The sequence below is a fragment of the Streptomyces angustmyceticus genome, from assembly GCF_040701845.1.
GTDB classification, from domain to species: Bacteria; Actinomycetota; Actinomycetes; order Streptomycetales; family Streptomycetaceae; genus Streptomyces; species Streptomyces angustmyceticus_A.
In genome coordinates this window covers 447,486-465,481 of the sequence record NZ_JBFBHQ010000002.1, presented here as the reverse complement: position 1 = coordinate 465,481, position 17,996 = coordinate 447,486, and the positions used below count along the sequence as shown (strand labels likewise).

The window sequence follows — 17,996 nt, the reverse complement described above, 5'->3', positions numbered from 1 at the left end:
CCGCGGCCGCGCGCTCAGCCCTCGTGGGCGCGCACCCGGGCGATGAGCAGCGCGACATCGTCGTGGTCGTGCTCGTCGCGCAGCGCACGCAGGAGGCGGTCGCAGAGCTCCTCCAGATCCTGTTCGGGCTCCGTCAGCAGCTCCAGGAGGCTGTCCAGCCGGGTGTCTATGGGCTGGTCCCGGGTCTCGATCAGCCCGTCGGTGTAGAGCACCAGCAGGTCGCCGTCGCGCAGCGGCACGGTGGTCTGCTCGAAGGGGACGCCGCCGACGCCGAGCGGGGCGCCGGTGGGCAGGTCGAGCAGCTCGGGCGGCCGGTCCGGGCGCACCACGATGGGCGGCAGATGCCCGGCGACGGCGATCCGGCACAGCGCGCGGTGCGGGTCGTACACGGCGTACAGGCAGGTGGCGAAGGCCGGGTCGAGGCCGCCGGCGATGTGGTCGAGGTGGCGGAGCACCTCGGCGGGGTCGAGGTCGAGGTCGGCCAGCGCGCGGGTGGTGGTGCGCAACTGGCCCATGGTGGCGGCGGCGTTGATGCCGCTGCCCATGACGTCGCCGACCACCAGCGCGGTCTTGTCGCCGGTCACCGGGATGGCGTCGAACCAGTCGCCGCCGACCTCGCTGGCCGCCTGGGCGGGCTGGTAGCGGTAGGCGATCTCCATCGCCGTGGGCTGCGGCGGCCGGTGGTTCATCAGGTGGCGCTGGAGGGTGAGCGCGGTGCGGCGTTCGCTCTGGTACGAGCGGGCGTTGTCGATGCAGACCGCGGCCCGGGCGGCCAGCTCGACCGCGAGCACCGCATCGTCCTCGTCGAACGGCTCCGGGTTGCGGACGCGGTACAGCGACAGCGCGCCGAGGACCTCGCCGCGGGCGATCAGCGGCACGGCGAGATAGGAGTGGGTTCCGGCCTTCCCCAGGAGGGCGGCGCCCTGCGGGTCGGCGGCGATGTGCTCCAGGTCGTCCGGGCCGACGTGGGGTATGCGCACCGGGCGGGCCTCGGTCACACAGCGGGTGATCAGCCGGTCGGCTTCGTAGGAGGCGATCTGGCCGGTGGGGTCGGCGGCGCGCACGGCCTCGGTGGAGTAGGCCGCGGCCACGGCGAGCGCACGGAAGCGGGCCGGTCCGCCGCGGGAGAGGGAGGTGGGGCGCCGGCCGTCGAGGACGGCGTCGAGGACGTCGACCGCGGCCAGGTCCGCCAGCTCGGGAACGATGACGTCGGCCAGTTCGTGGGCGGTCTGGTCGACGTCGAGGGTGGTGCCGACGGTGGCGGAGGCGTCGGCGATGACGGCCAGCCGCCTGCGGGCGCGGGCGGCCTCGGTGGCGGCGCGGTGCTGCTCGGTGACGTCGACGACCGACGTGGCCAGCCCCAGCACCCGGCCGTGGGCGTCCTCCAGCCGGTAGTACGACACCGACCAGGCCCGGTCGGCGTGCGGGTCGGAGGCGGTCCGGCCGACGGTGAACTGGTCGAGCAGCGGGGTGCCGGTGTCGAGGACCTGGCGCATGCTGGAGACGATGGTGCCGGTGTCCAGGAAGGACAGGGCTTCTTGGACGTCGCGGCCGATGTGCCGGTCGGCGGGCAGCTCGTTGATGCGTTCCAGCGCGGGGTTGACCATGACGAAGCGCAGCGCGGTGTCCAGGACCGCCAGGCCGATCGGCGACTGGGCGACCAGGCGCACGGACAGCGCCAGATCCCGCTCGACCCGCCGCAGCACGGCCTGGTCGGTGGCGATGCCCAGGGCGTAGGACTCGCCGCGCTCGTCCAGCAGCCGCATGTTGCGGAATTCGACGAGCCGGGTGCTGCCGTCCTTGTGCTGGACCGGGAAGACGCCCGCCCAGCTCTCGCCGCCCGCCATGACCTCGGAGAAGAGGCTCAGCACCAGGTCGAAGTCCTCCGGCCCGACCAGCAGCTGCGCCGCGGGCCGGCCGAGCGCCTCCTCCGCGCTCCAGCCGAAGAGCTGCTCGGCCTGCGGGCTCCACAGGGTGATCCGTCCGTCCGCGTCCAGCATCACGGCCGCCACGCCCAGCACGTCCATCAGGCCGCCCGGCTGCCCCGGTGTGGCCCCGACCTGGGCGGCGCCCTCGGGGAACGCGTCGGTCGCACCCATTCAGGCACTCCTTCCGCCGGTCACCGCAGACCGACAGCCGTGGCGCTCTCCGTACATCGGCCGATTCTCGCTGTGCTTCCGCTGGTTTCCATCATCTCTCGACACGGGACGGACCCGCAGGGAGAGCGAGATCCGCAGGGCCTCGACGCCCCGTGCGCGAGCGAGCATTATCCGTCGCTGTTCCCAGGTGGGCGACCGTGTTGACGATATTCGGGGCGATGATTCCGGACGTACTCCGCAGACGGGATACGGAGCACGGGCTCCGGCATCACCGGGCCCGCTCCCCCGGGCGTCCGCGGGAGCCCTCCGCGCGGCACCAGCGGACTTGGAGATGTCGATCTCCAGGGACTACCCTGAGATCATTGGTTGCCTCCAGCAACTAACTATATTCGTGTATACCACACCCGTCGGGCCGACCGCGCCCGCCGGCGTCGGGAGGAAGCCTCACATCATGCCCACCGCCGCCCGGACATTCCGCACCTATGTAGAGGAGAACCTCGATGCGCTCAGCGCCGATCCGGCGCGCGAAACCCTGGTCCACCAAGGGCGCCGCGTCACCGCGGGCGAGTTCCGCACGCTGGTCCACCGCATGGCACGGGCCCTGTGCGCCCGCGGCGTCGGCCGCGGCACGACCGTCACGCTGCTGAGCGGCAACCTCCCGGAGATCATCGCCGCCCGCTACGCGGCCAACCTGCTCGGCGCCCGGGTCAACTACCTCTACAACAAGCTGTCCGCCGAGTCGCAGGCCGCCATCGTCCGGGACGTCGAGACCCACGCCCTGATCGTCGACCCGCGCCATGCGGAACGGGCCGCCGAGGTCACCGAGTCGGCGCCGGTGCCGGAGGTCCTCGTCCTCGGCCCCGCCAAGGTGGGCACGGACCTGCTGGAGCTGGCGGCCGGTCAGTCCGACGAGCCGTTCGCGAGCCGGGCCCGGCCCGACGACGTCTGCACCATCCGCCACACCGGCGGCACCACCGGCCACCCGAAGGGCATCTGCACCACCTTCGAGCAGACGCGCTGGTTCCACGGCGTGCTCCAGCAGCCGGAGTCCGAGCGCCGGCAGCTGGTCTGCACCACGCTGGCGCATGCCGCGGGCCTGATCGCCGACAGCACGCTGCACGCCGGCGGCACGGTCGTACTGCTCGACGACTTCGACCCGGGCGCCGCCCTCGCCGCCATCGAACGCGAGCGCATCACGGACCTGTTCCTGCTGCCGCCGCTGCTCTACCAGTTGATGGACCACCCGGACGCGCAGCGCACCGACACCTCCAGCCTCCGGATGCTGACCTACGGCGGCTGCCAGGCCTCCCCGGCCCGGATAGCCGACGCGGTCAGGACGTTCGGGCCGGTGCTGATGCAGGGCTACGGCCAGAACGAGGCCGGCGGCATCAGCATGCTCACCCAGGAGGACCACGACCCGGAGCGCCCCGAGCGGCTGCGCTCGGCAGGGAAGGTGCTGCCCGACGTCGAGGTGGCGGTCCGGGACGAGTCGGGGCGCGATCTGGCGGCCGGCGAGCACGGCGAGATCTGCGTCCGCTCCGACATGATCATGAAGGGGTACTGGAAGCAGCCCGAGCTGACCGCCGAGGTCCTGCGGGACGGCTGGCTGCACACGGGGGACATCGGCTTCCTCGACGAGGAGGGGTACCTGACGATCGTCGACCGGATCAAGGACATGATCGTCGTGGTCGGCGGCCACGTGTACACCACGGAACTGGAGGACCTGCTGAACTCGCACCCGCAGGTACTGCAGAGCGCCGTGTTCGGCGTCCGGGACGCCGACCGCATGGAGCGGGTGCACGCCGCGGTGGTACCGGCGCCCGGCAGCGAGGTCGACGCCGGGCAGCTGCGCGAGATGGTCCGCGCCGAGCGCGGGGCGATGTACGAACCGGCACACCTCACCTTCGTCGAGGCACTGCCGCTGACCGACGCCGGAAAGCCCGACAAGAAGGAGCTGCGCCGGCGGGCCGAGCAGGAGGCCGGGACCCTGGGCTGACAGCGACGAGCCGCCGCAGCCGGGGGCTGCGGCGGCCTGTCGGTACAACTGCCGTCAGAGGATGCCCAGCAGACCGAAGGGGAAGCCCCCGAAGCCGTAGCCGTAGTTGCCGAAGCCGCAGCCGCCGTAGCCGCCGAAGCCACCGTAGTTGCCGAAGCCACCGAAGCCGCCGAGGCCGCCGAAGCCACCGAGGCCGCCGAAGCCGCCGAAGTTGCCGAAGCCACCGTGGTGGTGGCAGTGGTGCCTGTGGTGGTGACGACCCTGGTGGTGACGACCGTGGTGGTCGCCCTTGGACGATGCGGTCGGCACCTGCGGGGTGGCTGAAGCTATCCCGGCGACGGGGACGACGGTAGCGGCGGCAAGGGCCGCGGCGGCCATGGAGCGGCCTATGAACTTGCGCATTGCGTTTCTCCTGTTTGGCAGGAAATCTGACATTCGATGAGTACCGCGGCGCGGCGAAAACCCCGCAGGCACGACGAACATCCACTCCAACGGCCCCAAGAATTGCTCCACTCGCGGCAATGAATCGGCAAAGCGGCCTGGTGAACGACCTGCTCGCGGTCGGGTGACGCGGAGGAGCGCGGCGTCGGCGGGAATCGGCCGACGGCACCGCATCCGCCGGCACCACGTCGGCGGGCGGCTCCGCCCGGATGCCATCCTGGGGCCATGGCGATTACACGGGGCGGGGACGGCGCCGGGAGCGCCGACGACGAGGGGATCGGCCGGCTCAAGCATCGCACCGCGGCGGAGAGTTCGCGCACGACCGCGAGCAACGTGGTGGGGCGGTTCCTGGGGAGGGTGCCGGCTCCCGGGCTGGTGTGCGGCGGCATCGTCGGCCTCCAGGGCGGGGCCGCGCTCTCCGTAGGTCTCTATCCGGCCGTCGGGCCCGCCGGGGTGGTGATGCTGCGGCTGGCGATCGCCGCGGTGCTCCTGGGCGCGCTGTGGCGGCCGCGGTGGCGCCACCGGTCGCACGGCACCCCCGGCATCGTGGTCACCGCGGGCACGCTGCTGGCCGTGCACCATCTCGCGTACTACGAGGCCGTGGGCCGGATCCCGTTGGGCGCGGCCACCACGATCGAGTTCCTCGGCCCGTTCGCCCTCGCGCTGGCCACCTCGCGCAGGCCGGCGGACCTGGTGTGGTCGCTGCTGGCCGGGGCCGGTGTGCTGCTGCTGGGCGAGGGCGGCCTCCCGCTCGACCTCCTGGGCATCGGACTCGCCGCGCTCGCCGCCGCCTGCTGGGCCGGGTACATCCTGGTCTCGGCCCGGCTCGCCCGTCGGGCCGGCGGCGGTGGCGGCCTCGCCCTCGCCGTCGCCTGGGGCGCGCTCCTCAGCCTCCCGTACGGCATCGCGCAGGGCGGCAGCCGGCTGCTCGAACCCCGGGTGCTGCTGCTCGCGGCGGCCGTGGCGGTGCTCTCCAGCGTCCTGCCGTACTCCTGCAACCTGGAGGCGCTGCGCCGCGTCCCGCCGCGGGTCTTCGGGATCCTGACCAGCCTCGAACCGGCCGTCGGCGCCGTCGCCGGACTGCTGCTGCTCGGCCAGCGCCTCGCCCCGGTGCAGTGCCTGGGCATCGCCGCCGTGGCAGCGGCGTCCACCGGCGCGAGCCGCCGGGCGGCCGACGGCGACGGCGGGCGGGGCGCCGCCGGGCCGGCGGACGGGTCGGTGGACGGCCCGGCGGATGGGGCGACGGACGGGCCGGCGGGTGGATCGGAGGAGCGCTGCGAGAACAACTCCGGGGACGGTCCTGTCTCCGGTCCGGCCGAGACCACGGCGGCCGGCCCGGCGCACCGGAGCTCCCGGCCCGGCCGGGAACCGCGGTAGCCGCCGGAGGGCGAGGAGCAGACGACGAGCTCCCGGGTCCGAGTGCACGCCACTTGGCGGACGGACGGCTTCCGGGGATGACGACGGGAGCCGGGCAGGGAGGACAGGCCGCGGGGCGGGACGGCCCGGGCCCGAGGCCCTACTCCTTGCGGGCCCGGCTCGGCTGGACCCGGGACGGCTCGCCGGGCATCTTCGGGTGGTCGGGCGGGTAGGGCAGGTCGCCCAGCCCTTCGTCCGCCGCCTGACGGTCCGCGAGGTCCAGAACGGATTCCAGGCCGAAGGCGTGGTCCGCCATGTCCGCGTGCACATCGCCGAGTTCGGCGAAGCGCGGGGGCACCGTCCGCAGGTCGAAGTCCTCGGGCGCGGCGTCGGACAGCTCGTCCCAGCGCAGCGGGGTGGAGACGGTCGCCCGGGGGCGGGCGCGCAGCGAGTAGGCGGAGGCGATGGTCCGGTCGCGGGCCATCTGGTTGTAGTCGACGAAGACCTTGGTGCCGCGCTCCTCCTTCCACCATGCGGAGGTCACCAGGTCCGGCATCCGGCGCTCCAGCGCCCGGGCGAGGGTGATCGCGGCCCGTCTGACCTCGGTGAAGGTCCAGTGGGGCCGGATCGGGACGTAGACGTGCACCCCGCGGCCGCCGGACGTCTTGGGCCAGCCGCGCAGCCCGTGTTCCGCCAGCAGCTCGCGCAGGAGGTGGGCCACCCGGACGGCGTCCGCGAAGTCGGTGCCGGGCTGCGGGTCGAGGTCGATCCGCAGTTCGTCGGGGTGCTCGGTGTCAGCGCGCCGGACGGGCCACGGATGGAACGTCAGACACCCGAGATTGGCCGCCCAGAGAACCGCGGCGGGCTCGGTGGGGCACATCTCGTCGGCGAACCGGCCGCTGGGGAAGGCGATACGGGCGGTGGGCAGCCAGTCCGGCATCCCCTTGGGCGCCCGCTTCTGGTAGAAGAACTCGCCCTCGACGCCGTCGGGGAAGCGCTGCATGGTGGTGGGCCGGTCGCGCAGGCCCCGCAGCACCCCGTCGGCGACGGCGAGGTAGTACTGCGCCACGTCCAGCTTGGTGAATCCGCGCTCCGGGTAATACGTCTTGTCGGGGTGCGACAGGCGCACGGTGCGCCCCGCGACGTCCAGTTCGACAGCTCCGGCTCCGGCCATGACTCCACGCTAGATTCCGGGGGCCGCCACCGCGCGCCGGGCGGGGCGGCGGCCGGGTCCCGCGAAACGGGCGTCCCGGCGCGCGGGAACCGGCGCCGGCCCTCAGGATCGGGACCATGGACCTGCCCGTCATGCCCCCGGTCTCCCCCATGCTCGCGAAGGCGGTGGCCGACATCCCCGCCGGCATGCTCTACGAGGCCAAGTGGGACGGCTTCCGCGTCATCGTCTTCCGGGACGGCGAGGACGTCGAGATCGCCAGCCGTACGACGAAGTCCCTCACCCGCTACTTCCCCGAAGTGGTCGACGCGGCACGGGCCGAGCTGCCGCCGCGCTGCGTCGTCGACGGCGAGATCGTCATCGCCCATGACGGCCGGCTGCACTTCGAGGAGCTGCTGGAGCGCATCCACCCGGCGGACTCCCGGGTCCGCACCCTCGCCGCGCGGACGCCCGCTTCACTGGTCGCCTTCGACCTGCTGGCGCTCGGCTCGGACACGCTGGTGCACGAACCGCAGTCGGCGCGCCGGGAGGCCCTGGTCGAGGCGCTGCGCCCGGCCGGGGCGCCGGTGTACACGGCACCCGCGACGAGGGACCAGGAGCTGGCGCGCCGCTGGTTCACCCAGTTCGAGGGGGCGGGGCTGGACGGGGTGGTCGCCAAGCCGCTCGATCTGCCGTACCGGCCCGGCGACCGCGCCATGTTCAAGATCAAGCATGCCCGCACCGCCGACTGCGTGGTCGCCGGCTACCGGCTGCACAAGAGCGGGCCGGTGGTCGGCTCCCTGCTGCTCGGCCTGTACGACGACCGCGGGGAGCTGCAACACGTCGGGGTGTGCGCCTCGTTCCCCATGGCCAGGCGGCGGGCGCTGGTCGAGGAGCTGGCGCCGTTGCGGATGGACGACGTCTCGGGCCATCCGTGGGGCGCGTGGACCGACGAGTCGGCGCATGCCACCCGGCGGATGCCCGGCGGGCCCAGCCGTTGGAGCGGCGGCAAGGACCTGTCGTGGGTGCCGCTGCGGCCGGAGCGGGTGTGCGAGGTCGCCTACGACCACATGGAGGGCAGCAGGTTCCGGCACACCGCCCAGTTCCGCCACTGGCGTCCCGACCGTACGCCGGAGAGCTGCACCTACGCCCAGCTGGAGGAGCCGGTGGGTTACGACCTGGGGCAGCTGCTGCCGGGATGACCGGGCGGAGCGCCGCGTCGACGCTCACCGCGCCGGGTCAGGTGGGGTCGCCGTCCGGCGGCCAGCGGCGCCGGCTCTCCCCCGGGGCCAGCCGGTCCACCACCTCGGCCAGTTCGCTGCAGGCCTGCTCGACCTTGCGGCGGATGGCGTTCTGCTCGGTGACGATCGCCGACAGCAACAGCGCGGTGAGCGCCGCGGACGCGTTCAGGGCCTGCAGATTGACCATCGCCTCCAGCAGGCTCTGGCCCTGGAACGGTCCGGTCCTGGCCGTCGCCGCCCTGATGACCAGGACGGACACCAGCAGGACGCAGGGCGCGGCGCCCGCCAGCTGGAAGCGCAGCGCCGCCCAGACGATCACCGGAAAGACCAGGAAGAGCAGCGACAGCTCGCTGCGGATCGCGATGACCGTGACCGCGACCGTGACGACCAGCAGGGCCGCCGCCTCCGCCCACCGGTAGCCGGGGACGCCGCGGGGCCACCGGAACGAGCGGCAGACGAGGAGGAGCGGGGTGATGACGAGGATGCCCATCGCATCGCCCACCCACCAGGCGACCCAGGTCCGCCAGAAGCCGCCGCCCGGCAGGGCGCCTTTGAGGAGGAGCATCCCGGTGCCCAGCGTCGCGCTGATCAGCATCCCGGCGAAGGCGCCGAGGGCGACCAGCGCCACCCCGTCGCGCAGCCGGTCGAGTGCGGTGCGGAACCCCACCCGGCGGAGCATCAGGAAGGCGCACACCGGGGCCAGGGTGTTGCCCGCCATGATCCCGAGGACCGTGAGGTCGAGCGGGCTGACGGTGGCGACGACCGCGAGGGCGCCGAGGGCGATGCCCGGCCAGGTCCACAGGCCCAGGAGGAGCAGACAGCTCAGGGAGATACCCGTCGGCGGCCACAGCGGGGTGACCACGGCACCCGAGATGACCACCTGTTCCAGCAGGCCGATCCGGGCGGACCCGTAGTAGACGCCGGCGAGGCCGAGGATCGTCAGGGCCGGTGCCAAACGGCGGAGTCCCTCGGTGCGCACCACCCGGCCATCAGACAACGCCGGGGGCCGGGCGCCGACCGCGACACGCGCGCCCGGGCCGCGCTTCACCCGGCTTCGGGCGGGACCGCGTCGAAGCGCAGCACGAGCACCGCCGAGTCATCGGTGTGCCCGGTGAACTCGGCCACGCTGATCGCCGCGTCGGCCACGGTGGCCGGATCGCGGTCGGCGTTGGCGCTGACCAGGCGGGTCACCTGCGCCAGCCCCGCCTCTATCGGGAAGGACGGCCCCTCGACCACCCCGTCGGTGAGCAGCACAAACGCCCCCGCGGTGGCGAACCGGTGGTGGGAGACCGGGTAGCTCTCGCCCGGCATGATGCCCAGCGGCAGGCCGCCGGGGTCGTCGGCGAGGCCGCAGCGGCCGTCGGTGGTGGCCCAGATGCCGGGTACGTGCCCGGCCCGGGCGCTGGACAGCTCCCAGGCGGCCGGGTCGAAGCGGACGAAGGTGCAGGTCGCGAAGAGGCCGCAGTCGACCGAGACCAGCAGGTCGTTGGCCCGGCTCAGGACCTCCCCCGGGTCCGCTGCGTGGCCGGCGACGGCGCGCAGCCCGAAGCGGATCTGTCCCATGAAGGCGGCCGCCTCGACGTCGTGGCCCTGCACATCGCCGATGCAGAAGGCGAGCGACGCGTCGGGCAGGCGGAAGCCGTCGTACCAGTCGCCGCCGATGTCGAGTCCGTGCCGGGCGGGGGCGTAGGTGGCGGCGGCGTGCAGCCCCGGTACGCCCGGCAGCGCGGCGGGCAGCATCTCGCGCTGCAGCGCCTCGGCCAGCTCCACCCGCGCCCGCTGCTTCTCGGCGCCCTCCCGTGCCTGGGCGGTCAGCCGTCCGAGCGTGCTCAGCAGGTCGTCGGCGCTCGCCGACCGCGGGGGACGCCGCCGCAGCATGGGCCGCTCCCAGGTGCATCGGTGGACCCGCCAGGGAGCGCGCTCCGTACGGCAGTCCGCGGTGGCGGCCTGACCTGGCCTCATGGGGCTCTCGGGGAGCCCGCCTCTCGCGATTCATCTTATTTCCGCGGGGGGACTTCCGCTTGACGGCCGGGAGGGCGGCGGATGCCCGCCCCGCGGCCGGGACGGCCGAACGCGGGCGCGCACCGTGCGGCGGCCGCTTCCGCCGCGCTCGCGGACGGTCCGGCCGGGATCGCGCCCTCCGCAGGCGTCCCCGCGCGAGGGGCGGTCCCGTGCCGCGGTCCGCCGCACCACTGCCCGCCGGGCCCGGTCCGCGACCGCTTCCCGCAGCCGCGTCCCGCGGCCGGGCTCAGGCCTCGGCGGGGCGGGCCACCGCCAGGTGCCGGACGCCGGAGCGGACGGCCCAGAAGAAGACCGCCAGCGCCATGGCGGCCACGGTGATCGAGTCGTACGGTGCGGGCAGCAGTCCGGAGCCCTCGAACGTGCCCAGCCCGGAGAGCGCGGTCAGGGCGACGAGGTAGAACACCAGCCAGGCGCCGGTGCGCAGTTCGGCGCCGAGCGGGCGGCTCGGGCCTGCGCCGTCGCTCTCCACGCGGACGCCGGGTCGGCGCATGGCCAGGAAGATCAGCAGGCCGCCGAGCACCAGGGGCAGCGCGAGGCGCAGGTCCTGCCAGCCCGACCAGTAGACGAACTCGCTGGCCACCACGAAGCTGAGCGGCGCGATCCAGCGCAGCCCGGGGACCCAGCCGGCGGTGTGGCCGCCCGGCTCGGCGCGGAACACCGCGACCGCGACCGCGGAGGCGGCATAGATCAGCAGATACATGTCGCCCATGACGCTCACGATGTCCTGCCAGCCGCCGAACGGCAGCAGGAAGACCACGATGACCGCGAGGTTGACCGCCAGCGCCCGGCGCGGGATGCCGAACCGCTCGTTGACCTTCATGAAGTACCGCGGGATGGTGCCGTTCTTGGCGAGCGCGTAGGTGTGCCGCGCGTTGATCGCCACGCCGACGTACGCGGAACCGCCGGGCGAGATCACCGCGTCCGCGTAGAGCAGGCTGGCGAGCCAGTGCAGGTTGAGGATCAGCGCGAGCTGGCCGAACGGCGAGTCGAAGGAGACCCCGTGCCAGCCGTGGCCGAGCAGGTTCTCGGGGACGGTGAAGAGGAACGCCACCTGCAGCGCCAGGTACATCAGGACGGCGAGGCCGATGCCGGTGAGGACGGCGGCGGGGATGGTCCGGCGGGGGTTGCGGGTCTCGCCGGAGAAGTCCAGCGGCGCCTGGAAGCCGTTGACGGAGTAGACGATGCCGCCGCCGGCCAGCGCGGTCAGGCAGGCGACGTAGCCGTACGGCGCGAAGCCGCCGTGGTCCGTCAGACGGCCGGAGTGCCAGCCGGAGGCGATCAGCGCGATCACGGTGATCACCGGCACGAGGATCTTGAACACCGAGACCAGGTTGTTGAGCCGGGCGAACAGCCGGACCGCGAACCAGTTCAGCGCCGTCAGCACCACGCTGAGCCCGGTGGCCAGCGCCAGTCCCGAGAGGGTGAGGGTGTGGCCGTTGTAGATGCCCGGCAGGTAGTGCGCGGCGTACTGCATGATCGCGCTGATCTCGGCGGCGGTCCCGCCCACCGACAGCAGCGTCGACCAGCCGATGAGGGTGCCGACGAGCCGGCCGCTGGCGAACAGCGGCCAGCGGACGGTGCCGCCGCCCTCCGGCCGGGACGCCCCGAGTTCGATCATGACCAGGGCGACCAGGCCGCACAGCAGACCGGCACCGACCCAGGACAGCAGCGCCGCGGGGCCCGCGGTCTGCGCCGCGTACAGGGCGGCGAACAGCCAGCCGGAGCCGACGATATTGGAGAAGCCGATGCCCGTCAGTCCCCAGAAGCCCAGGTCACGGCGCAACCGGCGCTCCTGTGCCAGTACTTCCGGCGCGCCGGCCCCGTCGCCCCCGCCTGATACCTGACGCTCCGTCACGAAAACGGCCTCCTTGATTCACTCTTTCCGGCTCGCCGGACCCTACTCGACGAGCACCGAAGAGGAATCTTCCGCTCCACCAGCGGACACTTCCTGCACACAGCGCAGGGATCGCGCACGCAGCGCGACGACGGGACACCGGAGGGTGCGCCCCGCCCGTGACGGACGACGGGCCGCGGCCCGCCTCAGACGTCCCGGTCGGCCGGGACGCCGAACGTCCTCGCCAGGCCGTCCCGCCCGGCCTCGGTGAGATGGACGACGCGGCGGTACTTTCCGTGGCGGAGCCACTCCAGGGCGAACAGCCGGGCGGTGAGCGCGGCCCCGAGCGCCCCCGCCGAGTGGTGGCGCTGCTCGCCCCAGTCGACGCAGTAGCGGACGACCGCCCGGCGGCGGGGCAGGCGGTCGGTGTCGACGCCGGAGGCTGCCAGCTCCCGGCGGCCGTACGCCGTGAGGACGTAGACGACGTCCGTGGCTCCGGCGTCCGGGGCCGCGGCCTGCGCCTCGCGCGCCGTGCGCTCGGCGGCGAGGATGACCTGCTCCTGGAGGGCGCTCACGGACCGGCCGGCACGGCGTCCGCCCCCTCCGCCCGGGCTCTGGGGCTCGGCCGGGTGCGCACGCCGCCCCGATCCCCTCCGTCCGGCGGGATCTCCCCCGCGTGCTCGGGCGTTGACGGGGAGAAGGGTCGGGGGAAGCCGCATCGGCACAGGAAGATGCCGGCTCTGCCGTACGGGACGCGAGGAAGCGAGGAGCAGCCGGATGACCACACTGCCGTGGCGCGAGGACGAGAGCTGGCGGCGCCGGTACCCCCAGTCGGGCCCTGACTGGACCCGGGGCATGCCGCAGGGGCCGGCGGATCCGCTGACGCCGATGGGGCGCATCGACCAGTACGCCCGGATGGGAAGCGCACTGCGCGGCGGCCACTTGGCGCCCTGGCAGCGGAAGGTGGTCACCGGCTTCGTCCTCGGCGCGCTCGTGGTCGCCGTGGCAGCGGCCCTGCTGGTGCTTCTGGGCTGACCGTCCCCGGGGCGGCCGGGGCGATCGCGGCCTCCGGGGAACACGTCACGGCCGGGCGCTCGGCCGCAGAGGAGAAGGCAGCGTCCGGGCGGGAAGGCCGGCCGGAGGCGCACGGGGCCGGGAGGTCAGCCGCAGCTCCAGCAGCCCGACCAGCAGGCGGTGTGCCGGGCGTGCCGCCGCCGGGCGGTGGACGGCGCCTCGTCAGCGTTGTCGGCGAGGGCGCGCAGCCCGGCGAGCTGGATGCGGAGCACCACACTGATCGCGGCGATCTCCTCGGGCTCGGCATGGCCCTTCTCGATCCGCAGCCAGGTGTCCGCCGGCGCATCGAGCGGGGTGCTCGCCCCGGCGGGCACGGCCTCGTCGGCGGCCGCGCACTCCCCGCCGCCGGTGTCCCCGGTGGGTGGGACGTCCCCGGCCACCGGGCTCTGGTCGCCGGCCCCGCTTCCGTCGGCCGCCGTGCTCTCCTCGGCGCAGGTCTCCGTACCGACGGGTGCGGCCTCGGCGAGGACCGTGCCCTCTTCGGTGGCGGTGCACCCGTCGAGGGCCGTGCTCTCCTCGGTGGGGGTGCCGTCGACGGCGGGTCGGGCCTCGCCGATGACGGTGCTCGCGTCGGTGGATGTGCTCATGTGGGGTCCGTCGGATCGGGGGTGGTGCGCGGTGTGCGACCGGCGGCCACGGCGTTGCGCTGTGCCGTGTCCGGGCAGGTCACAGGGCCGACGCTAGAAGCGCTCCGGGGCCCTGTCGCGCGGGGGAGGCGCCTGCTGGGCCATTCGGGCGACCGTCCCGCGGCCAAGGCGTGATATCCGCCGCCGGGACCGTGTTGCTCCCCGCCGTCGCGTCGTGGCGGACGAGCATCGCGCTCAGGTTGGGCAAGGCACGCGGCTTCCGGACGACGCAGTCAGGATGGGCGGGACGATGAGATGTGATCAGGCCGGCGACGAACGGGCCCCTGCGCGGGACGAGGGGCGCCGGGGCTTTCTCAGGTGTGCGGCGGGGCTCGCCGGGGTGGCGGCCGCGACGGGCCTCGGCGGGGAGGCCGCGGCCGCGCCGGCGCAGCGGCCGGCGGCCGGGCTCCGCGACGGCGGGAATCCGCTGCCCGACAAGGTGCCGTTCCACGGCCGCCACCAGGCCGGCATCCTGACCCCCCAGCAGCTCTTCGCCGGGTTCGTCGGCTTCGACGTACTGGCCGAGAACCGCGAAGGCCTGACGGAGCTGTTCCAGCGGCTCACCACGCGCTGCCGGGTGCTGGCTGCCGGGGTGAAGCCGCAGGACGAGCAGGTCGCCTCGGAACGGCCCACCCCCGACTCGCTCACCATCACGCTCGGCGTCGGCGCCTCGCTGTTCGACGACCGCTTCGGGCTCTCCGGCCACAAGCCCCGGCATCTCAAGGCGATGCCGGCGTTCCCCGACGACCGGCTGGAGCCCTCGCGCTGCCACGGCGACCTGTCGCTGCAGATCTGCGCGCAGCACCCGGACGCCATCGTCCATGTGCTGCGCGATCTGACGCGGGCGACGGAGGGCCTGCTGCGGCCCCGCTGGCGCGCGGACGCCTTCTTGAACCCGTCGCGGCCCTCGGGTTCGCCGCGCACCTTCATCGGTTTCAAGGACGGCATCGTCAACCCGGACACCGCCTCGTCCCGGGAGATGAACCGGCTGATGTGGGTGACTCCGCCCTGCGGGGAGCCGGAATGGGCCCTGGGCGGCAGCTACCAGGTGCTGCGTCTGATCCGCTTCCACATCGAGAAGTGGGACAAGGTGCCGGTGGCCCGGCAGGAGAAGATCTTCGGGCGGCGCAAGGCGAGCGGTGCGCCGCTGGACGGCGAGCACGAGACGGACCCGCCGAAGTACCGCGACGACCCGCACGGCAGGAAGATCCCGCTCGACTCGCACATCCGGCTGGCCAACCCGCGCACCGAGAAGACCGACAAGTCCCGCTTCCTGCGCCGGAGTTACAACTACGACCAGGGCTTCGACCATGCCGGACAGATGGACCTCGGACTGGTCTTCTGCGGCTACCAGCAGAACCCGGAGCTGCAGTTCGCGACCGTGCAGCGCCGGCTGCGCCACGAGCCGCTGTCCCGGTTCATCACGCCGATCGGCGGGGGCTACTTCTTCATCCTGCCGGGGGTGCGCGACGCCGACGACTGGTTCGGCTCCCGGCTGCTGAAGAAGGTCTGAGCGGAACGGACCCACGCACCGAGGGCGGCACCGGAACCGGTGCCGCCCTCGGTCGTACGCGGGGTGACCCGCTCAGCAGATCCGCGGCAGCTGCTCGCCCAGCGGCAGGTCGACGACCCGGGTGCCGCCCAGCGGGGTGCCGGCCACCACCATTCCGGGGTGGGTGGCCACCGCCTCGCCGATGATCGCGGCGCCGGCGCCCAGCGGGTGCGCGCGCATGGCGTCCAGCACGGCGTCCGCGTGTTCGCGGGGGACGAAGGCCACCAGCTTGCCCTCGTTGGCGACGTACATCGGGTCCAGGCCGAGGATCGCGCAGGCGTTGGCGACGGCCGGCGGGACCGGAACGGCGCGTTCCTGGATGACGATGCCGGTGCAGGAGGCGGTGGCGATCTCGCACAGCGCGGCGGCCAGACCGCCACGGGTGGGGTCGCGCAGCACATGCAGATCAGGGGTGACGGCGAGCATGGTCTCGACGAGGCCGCCGAGGGCCGCGCAGTCGCTCTCGATCTCGACGCCGAACTCCAGGCCCTCGCGGACGCTCATGATGGCCACGCCGTGCAGGCCGATGTCACCGCTGACGATCACCACATCGCCGGGGACGACGCGCTGCGGGCGCAGATCGACGCCCGCCGGGATCAGGCCGATACCGGCGGTGTTGAGGTAGACGCCGTCGCCGTGGCCCGCCTCGACGACCTTGGTGTCGCCGGTCGCCACCTCGACCCCCGCGGCCCGCGCGGCCGCGCCCATCGCATCGGCGACCCCGGCCACCACCGGCATCTCCACGCCCTCCTCCAGGATGAAGCCGCACGAGAGGTAGGCGGCCTTGGCGCCGCTCATGGCGAGGTCGTTGACGGTGCCGTTGACGGCGAGGTCGCCGATGCAGCCGCCGGGGAAGAACAGCGGCCGCACGACATAGGAGTCGGTGGAGAACGCGAGGCGCACACCGCCGAGGGACACCGCGGCGGAGTCGCCGAGCTGGGCGAGGATCTCGCCGCCGAAGGCGGGGGCGAAGATCTGCTGGACGAGTTCCGCGGACAGGGCGCCGCCTCCGCCGTGCCCCATGACGACGCGGGGCTGGTCGCGGAGCGGGGCGGGGCAGGTCCAGCCGGAGATGTCGACGGTGGGCAGGCCGCGGTCGGCCGGGGTGGGACCGCCGGGGGCGGGGTGGAGGGTGTCAGACAACGGGGCTCGCCTCCTGGGGGGTGGGCGTGGTGCCGAGTCGGCGGTAGAGGTAGTAGGCGGCGCAGGCGCCCTCGCTGGAGACCATGGTGGCGCCGAGCGGGGAGCGCGGGGTGCAGAGGGTGCCGAAGGCCTCGCACTCGTGCGGCTTGATGAACCCTTGGAGGACCTCCCCGCTGCGGCAGGCGGCGGGTTCCTGGGTGGTGATGCCCTCGACGGAGAAGCGGTGCTCGGCGTCGTACTCGCGGTAGCGTTCCGAGAGCCGCCAGCCGCTGGCGGGGATGGTGCCGATGCCGCGCCAGGAGCGGTCGGTGACCTCGAAGACGTCCGCGAGCATGGCCCGGGCCGCCGGATTGCCCTCGCTGCGCACGGCGCGGGGGTAGGCGTTGTCCACGGTGTGTTCGCCGCGCTCCAGCTGGCGGACGGTGCGGCGGATCCCCTCCAGGATGTCCAGCGGCTCGAAGCCGGTGACGACGATCGGCACCCGGAAGCGTGCGGCCAGTTCGGGGTACTCCCCCATCCCCATCACGCTGCACACATGGCCGGCCGCGAGGAACGCCTGGACCCGGCAGTCGGGCGCGTTCATGATGGCCTCGATCGCGGGCGGCACCCTCACGTGCGAGACCAGCAGGCTGAAGTTGGGGATGCCGAGCCGGCGGGCCTGATAGACCGTCATGGCGTTGGGCGGTGCGGTGGTCTCGAAGCCGATGCCGAAGAACACCACCTCGCGGTGCGGGTTCTGCTGGGCGATCTTCAGGGCGTCGAGCGGGGAGTAGACGACCCGTACGTCGCCGCCCCGGCTGCGCACCTGGAACAGGTCCCGGTCGGTACCGGGGACGCGGAGCATGTCGCCGAAGGAACAGAAGATCACGTCGGTACGAGAGGCGATCTCCAGGGCCTTGTCGATGACCTCCAGCGGGGTCACACAGACCGGGCAGCCCGGGCCGTGGATCAGCTCGACCTGATCGGGCAGGAGTTGGTCGATCCCGTGACGGATGATGGTGTGGGTCTGCCCGCCGCAGACCTCCATGAGGGCCCATGGCCGGGTCACCGTGGACCGGATGTCGTCGAGCAGCCGGCCGGCGAGTTCGGGGTTCTGGAATTCGTCGAGGTACTTCACCGGCCCGCCTCCCGCGCTCCGTCGCCGGCCGCGACCGCGGGTCCGGCGCCCGTCTCCTCCCAGCGTGGCGGCTCGGCCGCCGCCTCCCAGGGGTCGCCGAACTCCTCCTGCAACAGACCCAGTTCCTCGAACAGGGCCAGGGTCTTGCGGGCGGACTCCTCGTCCAGCCGCTGCAGCGCGAAGCCGACGTGGACGATGGCGTACTCGCCGACCTGCAGGTCGGGGACGTACTCCAGGCACACCTCCTTGACCACACCGCCGAAGTCGACGGTGGCCATACGGGTGCCGTCCCGTTCCTCGATGTCCAATACCTTGCCGGGTACCGCCAGGCACATGGGCCCTCTC

The 17,996-nt window shown here is 73.3% G+C and carries 16 protein-coding genes; 5 read left to right on the top strand and 11 right to left on the bottom strand.

The window, feature by feature from the left end; all coding sequences use genetic code 11:
* Window positions 1-14: 14 nt before the first annotated feature.
* Window positions 15-2,099, bottom strand: a complete 2,085-nt coding sequence (locus AB0411_RS06040) for a SpoIIE family protein phosphatase (protein WP_366416015.1) — start codon at window positions 2,097-2,099, stop codon at window positions 15-17.
* A 451-nt stretch (window positions 2,100-2,550) separates the two neighbouring features.
* Here AB0411_RS06040 and AB0411_RS06035 point away from each other — a divergent pair, with 451 nt between their 5' ends.
* On the top strand, window positions 2,551-4,095 hold the full coding sequence (locus tag AB0411_RS06035) for an AMP-binding protein (protein WP_366416014.1): 1,545 nt from the start codon (window positions 2,551-2,553) through the stop codon (window positions 4,093-4,095).
* Between the two features lie 54 nt (window positions 4,096-4,149).
* On the opposite strand, the gene AB0411_RS06030 is transcribed toward AB0411_RS06035, so the two are convergent.
* On the bottom strand, window positions 4,150-4,497 hold the full coding sequence (locus AB0411_RS06030) for a hypothetical protein (protein ID WP_366416013.1): 348 nt from the start codon (window positions 4,495-4,497) through the stop codon (window positions 4,150-4,152).
* 264 nt (window positions 4,498-4,761) lie between these two features.
* Here AB0411_RS06030 and AB0411_RS06025 point away from each other — a divergent pair, with 264 nt between their 5' ends.
* Complete coding sequence (locus AB0411_RS06025; RefSeq protein ID WP_366416012.1) at window positions 4,762-5,913, top strand: EamA family transporter; 1,152 nt, start codon at window positions 4,762-4,764, stop codon at window positions 5,911-5,913.
* Between the two features lie 139 nt (window positions 5,914-6,052).
* On the opposite strand, the gene ligD is transcribed toward AB0411_RS06025, so the two are convergent.
* Window positions 6,053-7,066 (bottom strand): non-homologous end-joining DNA ligase, encoded by a 1,014-nt coding sequence (ligD, locus tag AB0411_RS06020; RefSeq protein ID WP_366416011.1) that lies wholly within the window; start codon window positions 7,064-7,066, stop codon window positions 6,053-6,055.
* Window positions 7,067-7,182: 116 nt separating this feature from the next.
* On the opposite strand from ligD, the gene AB0411_RS06015 reads away from it, so the two are divergent.
* Window positions 7,183-8,244 carry an ATP-dependent DNA ligase gene (locus AB0411_RS06015; RefSeq protein ID WP_366416010.1) on the top strand — a complete coding sequence of 354 codons (1,062 nt, stop codon included), beginning with the start codon at window positions 7,183-7,185 and terminating at the stop codon, window positions 8,242-8,244.
* 37 nt (window positions 8,245-8,281) lie between these two features.
* Here the strand turns inward: AB0411_RS06015 and AB0411_RS06010 are convergent, their stop codons facing one another.
* The 4 genes from AB0411_RS06010 to AB0411_RS05995 form a co-directional block, all read right to left on the bottom strand.
* A complete protein-coding gene (locus tag AB0411_RS06010) occupies window positions 8,282-9,265 on the bottom strand; it encodes an MASE1 domain-containing protein (protein WP_366416009.1) in 984 nt (327 codons plus the stop codon).
* Window positions 9,266-9,327: 62 nt separating this feature from the next.
* The gene (locus AB0411_RS06005; protein WP_366416008.1) at window positions 9,328-10,161 is read right to left on the bottom strand and encodes a PP2C family protein-serine/threonine phosphatase; all 834 of its coding nucleotides are present in this window, start codon (window positions 10,159-10,161) and stop codon (window positions 9,328-9,330) included.
* A gap of 370 nt (window positions 10,162-10,531) precedes the next feature.
* The gene (locus tag AB0411_RS06000) at window positions 10,532-12,160 is read right to left on the bottom strand and encodes an APC family permease (protein WP_403146547.1); all 1,629 of its coding nucleotides are present in this window, start codon (window positions 12,158-12,160) and stop codon (window positions 10,532-10,534) included.
* A gap of 185 nt (window positions 12,161-12,345) precedes the next feature.
* A complete protein-coding gene (locus AB0411_RS05995) occupies window positions 12,346-12,714 on the bottom strand; it encodes a hypothetical protein (RefSeq protein ID WP_366416007.1) in 369 nt (122 codons plus the stop codon).
* A gap of 202 nt (window positions 12,715-12,916) precedes the next feature.
* Between AB0411_RS05995 and AB0411_RS05990 the strand changes: the two genes are divergently transcribed.
* Window positions 12,917-13,174: a hypothetical protein gene (locus AB0411_RS05990; RefSeq protein ID WP_366416006.1), complete on the top strand. Its 258-nt coding sequence runs from the start codon at window positions 12,917-12,919 to the stop codon at window positions 13,172-13,174.
* Between the two features lie 125 nt (window positions 13,175-13,299).
* On the opposite strand, the gene AB0411_RS05985 is transcribed toward AB0411_RS05990, so the two are convergent.
* Window positions 13,300-13,800, bottom strand: a complete 501-nt coding sequence (locus AB0411_RS05985; RefSeq protein WP_366416005.1) for a hypothetical protein — start codon at window positions 13,798-13,800, stop codon at window positions 13,300-13,302.
* 289 nt (window positions 13,801-14,089) lie between these two features.
* On the opposite strand from AB0411_RS05985, the gene efeB reads away from it, so the two are divergent.
* The gene (efeB, locus tag AB0411_RS05980; protein ID WP_366416004.1) at window positions 14,090-15,352 is read left to right on the top strand and encodes an iron uptake transporter deferrochelatase/peroxidase subunit; all 1,263 of its coding nucleotides are present in this window, start codon (window positions 14,090-14,092) and stop codon (window positions 15,350-15,352) included.
* 72 nt (window positions 15,353-15,424) lie between these two features.
* Here efeB and hypE read toward each other — a convergent pair whose 3' ends face one another.
* From hypE to AB0411_RS05965, 3 genes are read right to left on the bottom strand one after another with little or no spacing between them, the layout of a single operon-like run.
* The gene (gene hypE / locus AB0411_RS05975; RefSeq protein WP_403146540.1) at window positions 15,425-16,534 is read right to left on the bottom strand and encodes a hydrogenase expression/formation protein HypE; all 1,110 of its coding nucleotides are present in this window, start codon (window positions 16,532-16,534) and stop codon (window positions 15,425-15,427) included.
* Window positions 16,527-17,651 carry a hydrogenase formation protein HypD gene (gene hypD / locus AB0411_RS05970; RefSeq protein ID WP_366416003.1) on the bottom strand — a complete coding sequence of 375 codons (1,125 nt, stop codon included), beginning with the start codon at window positions 17,649-17,651 and terminating at the stop codon, window positions 16,527-16,529. The genes hypE and hypD overlap by 8 nt, the downstream gene beginning before the upstream one ends.
* Window positions 17,648-17,986: a HypC/HybG/HupF family hydrogenase formation chaperone gene (locus tag AB0411_RS05965; RefSeq protein WP_366416002.1), complete on the bottom strand. Its 339-nt coding sequence runs from the start codon at window positions 17,984-17,986 to the stop codon at window positions 17,648-17,650. The genes hypD and AB0411_RS05965 overlap by 4 nt, the downstream gene beginning before the upstream one ends.
* Window positions 17,987-17,996 lie beyond the last annotated feature (10 nt).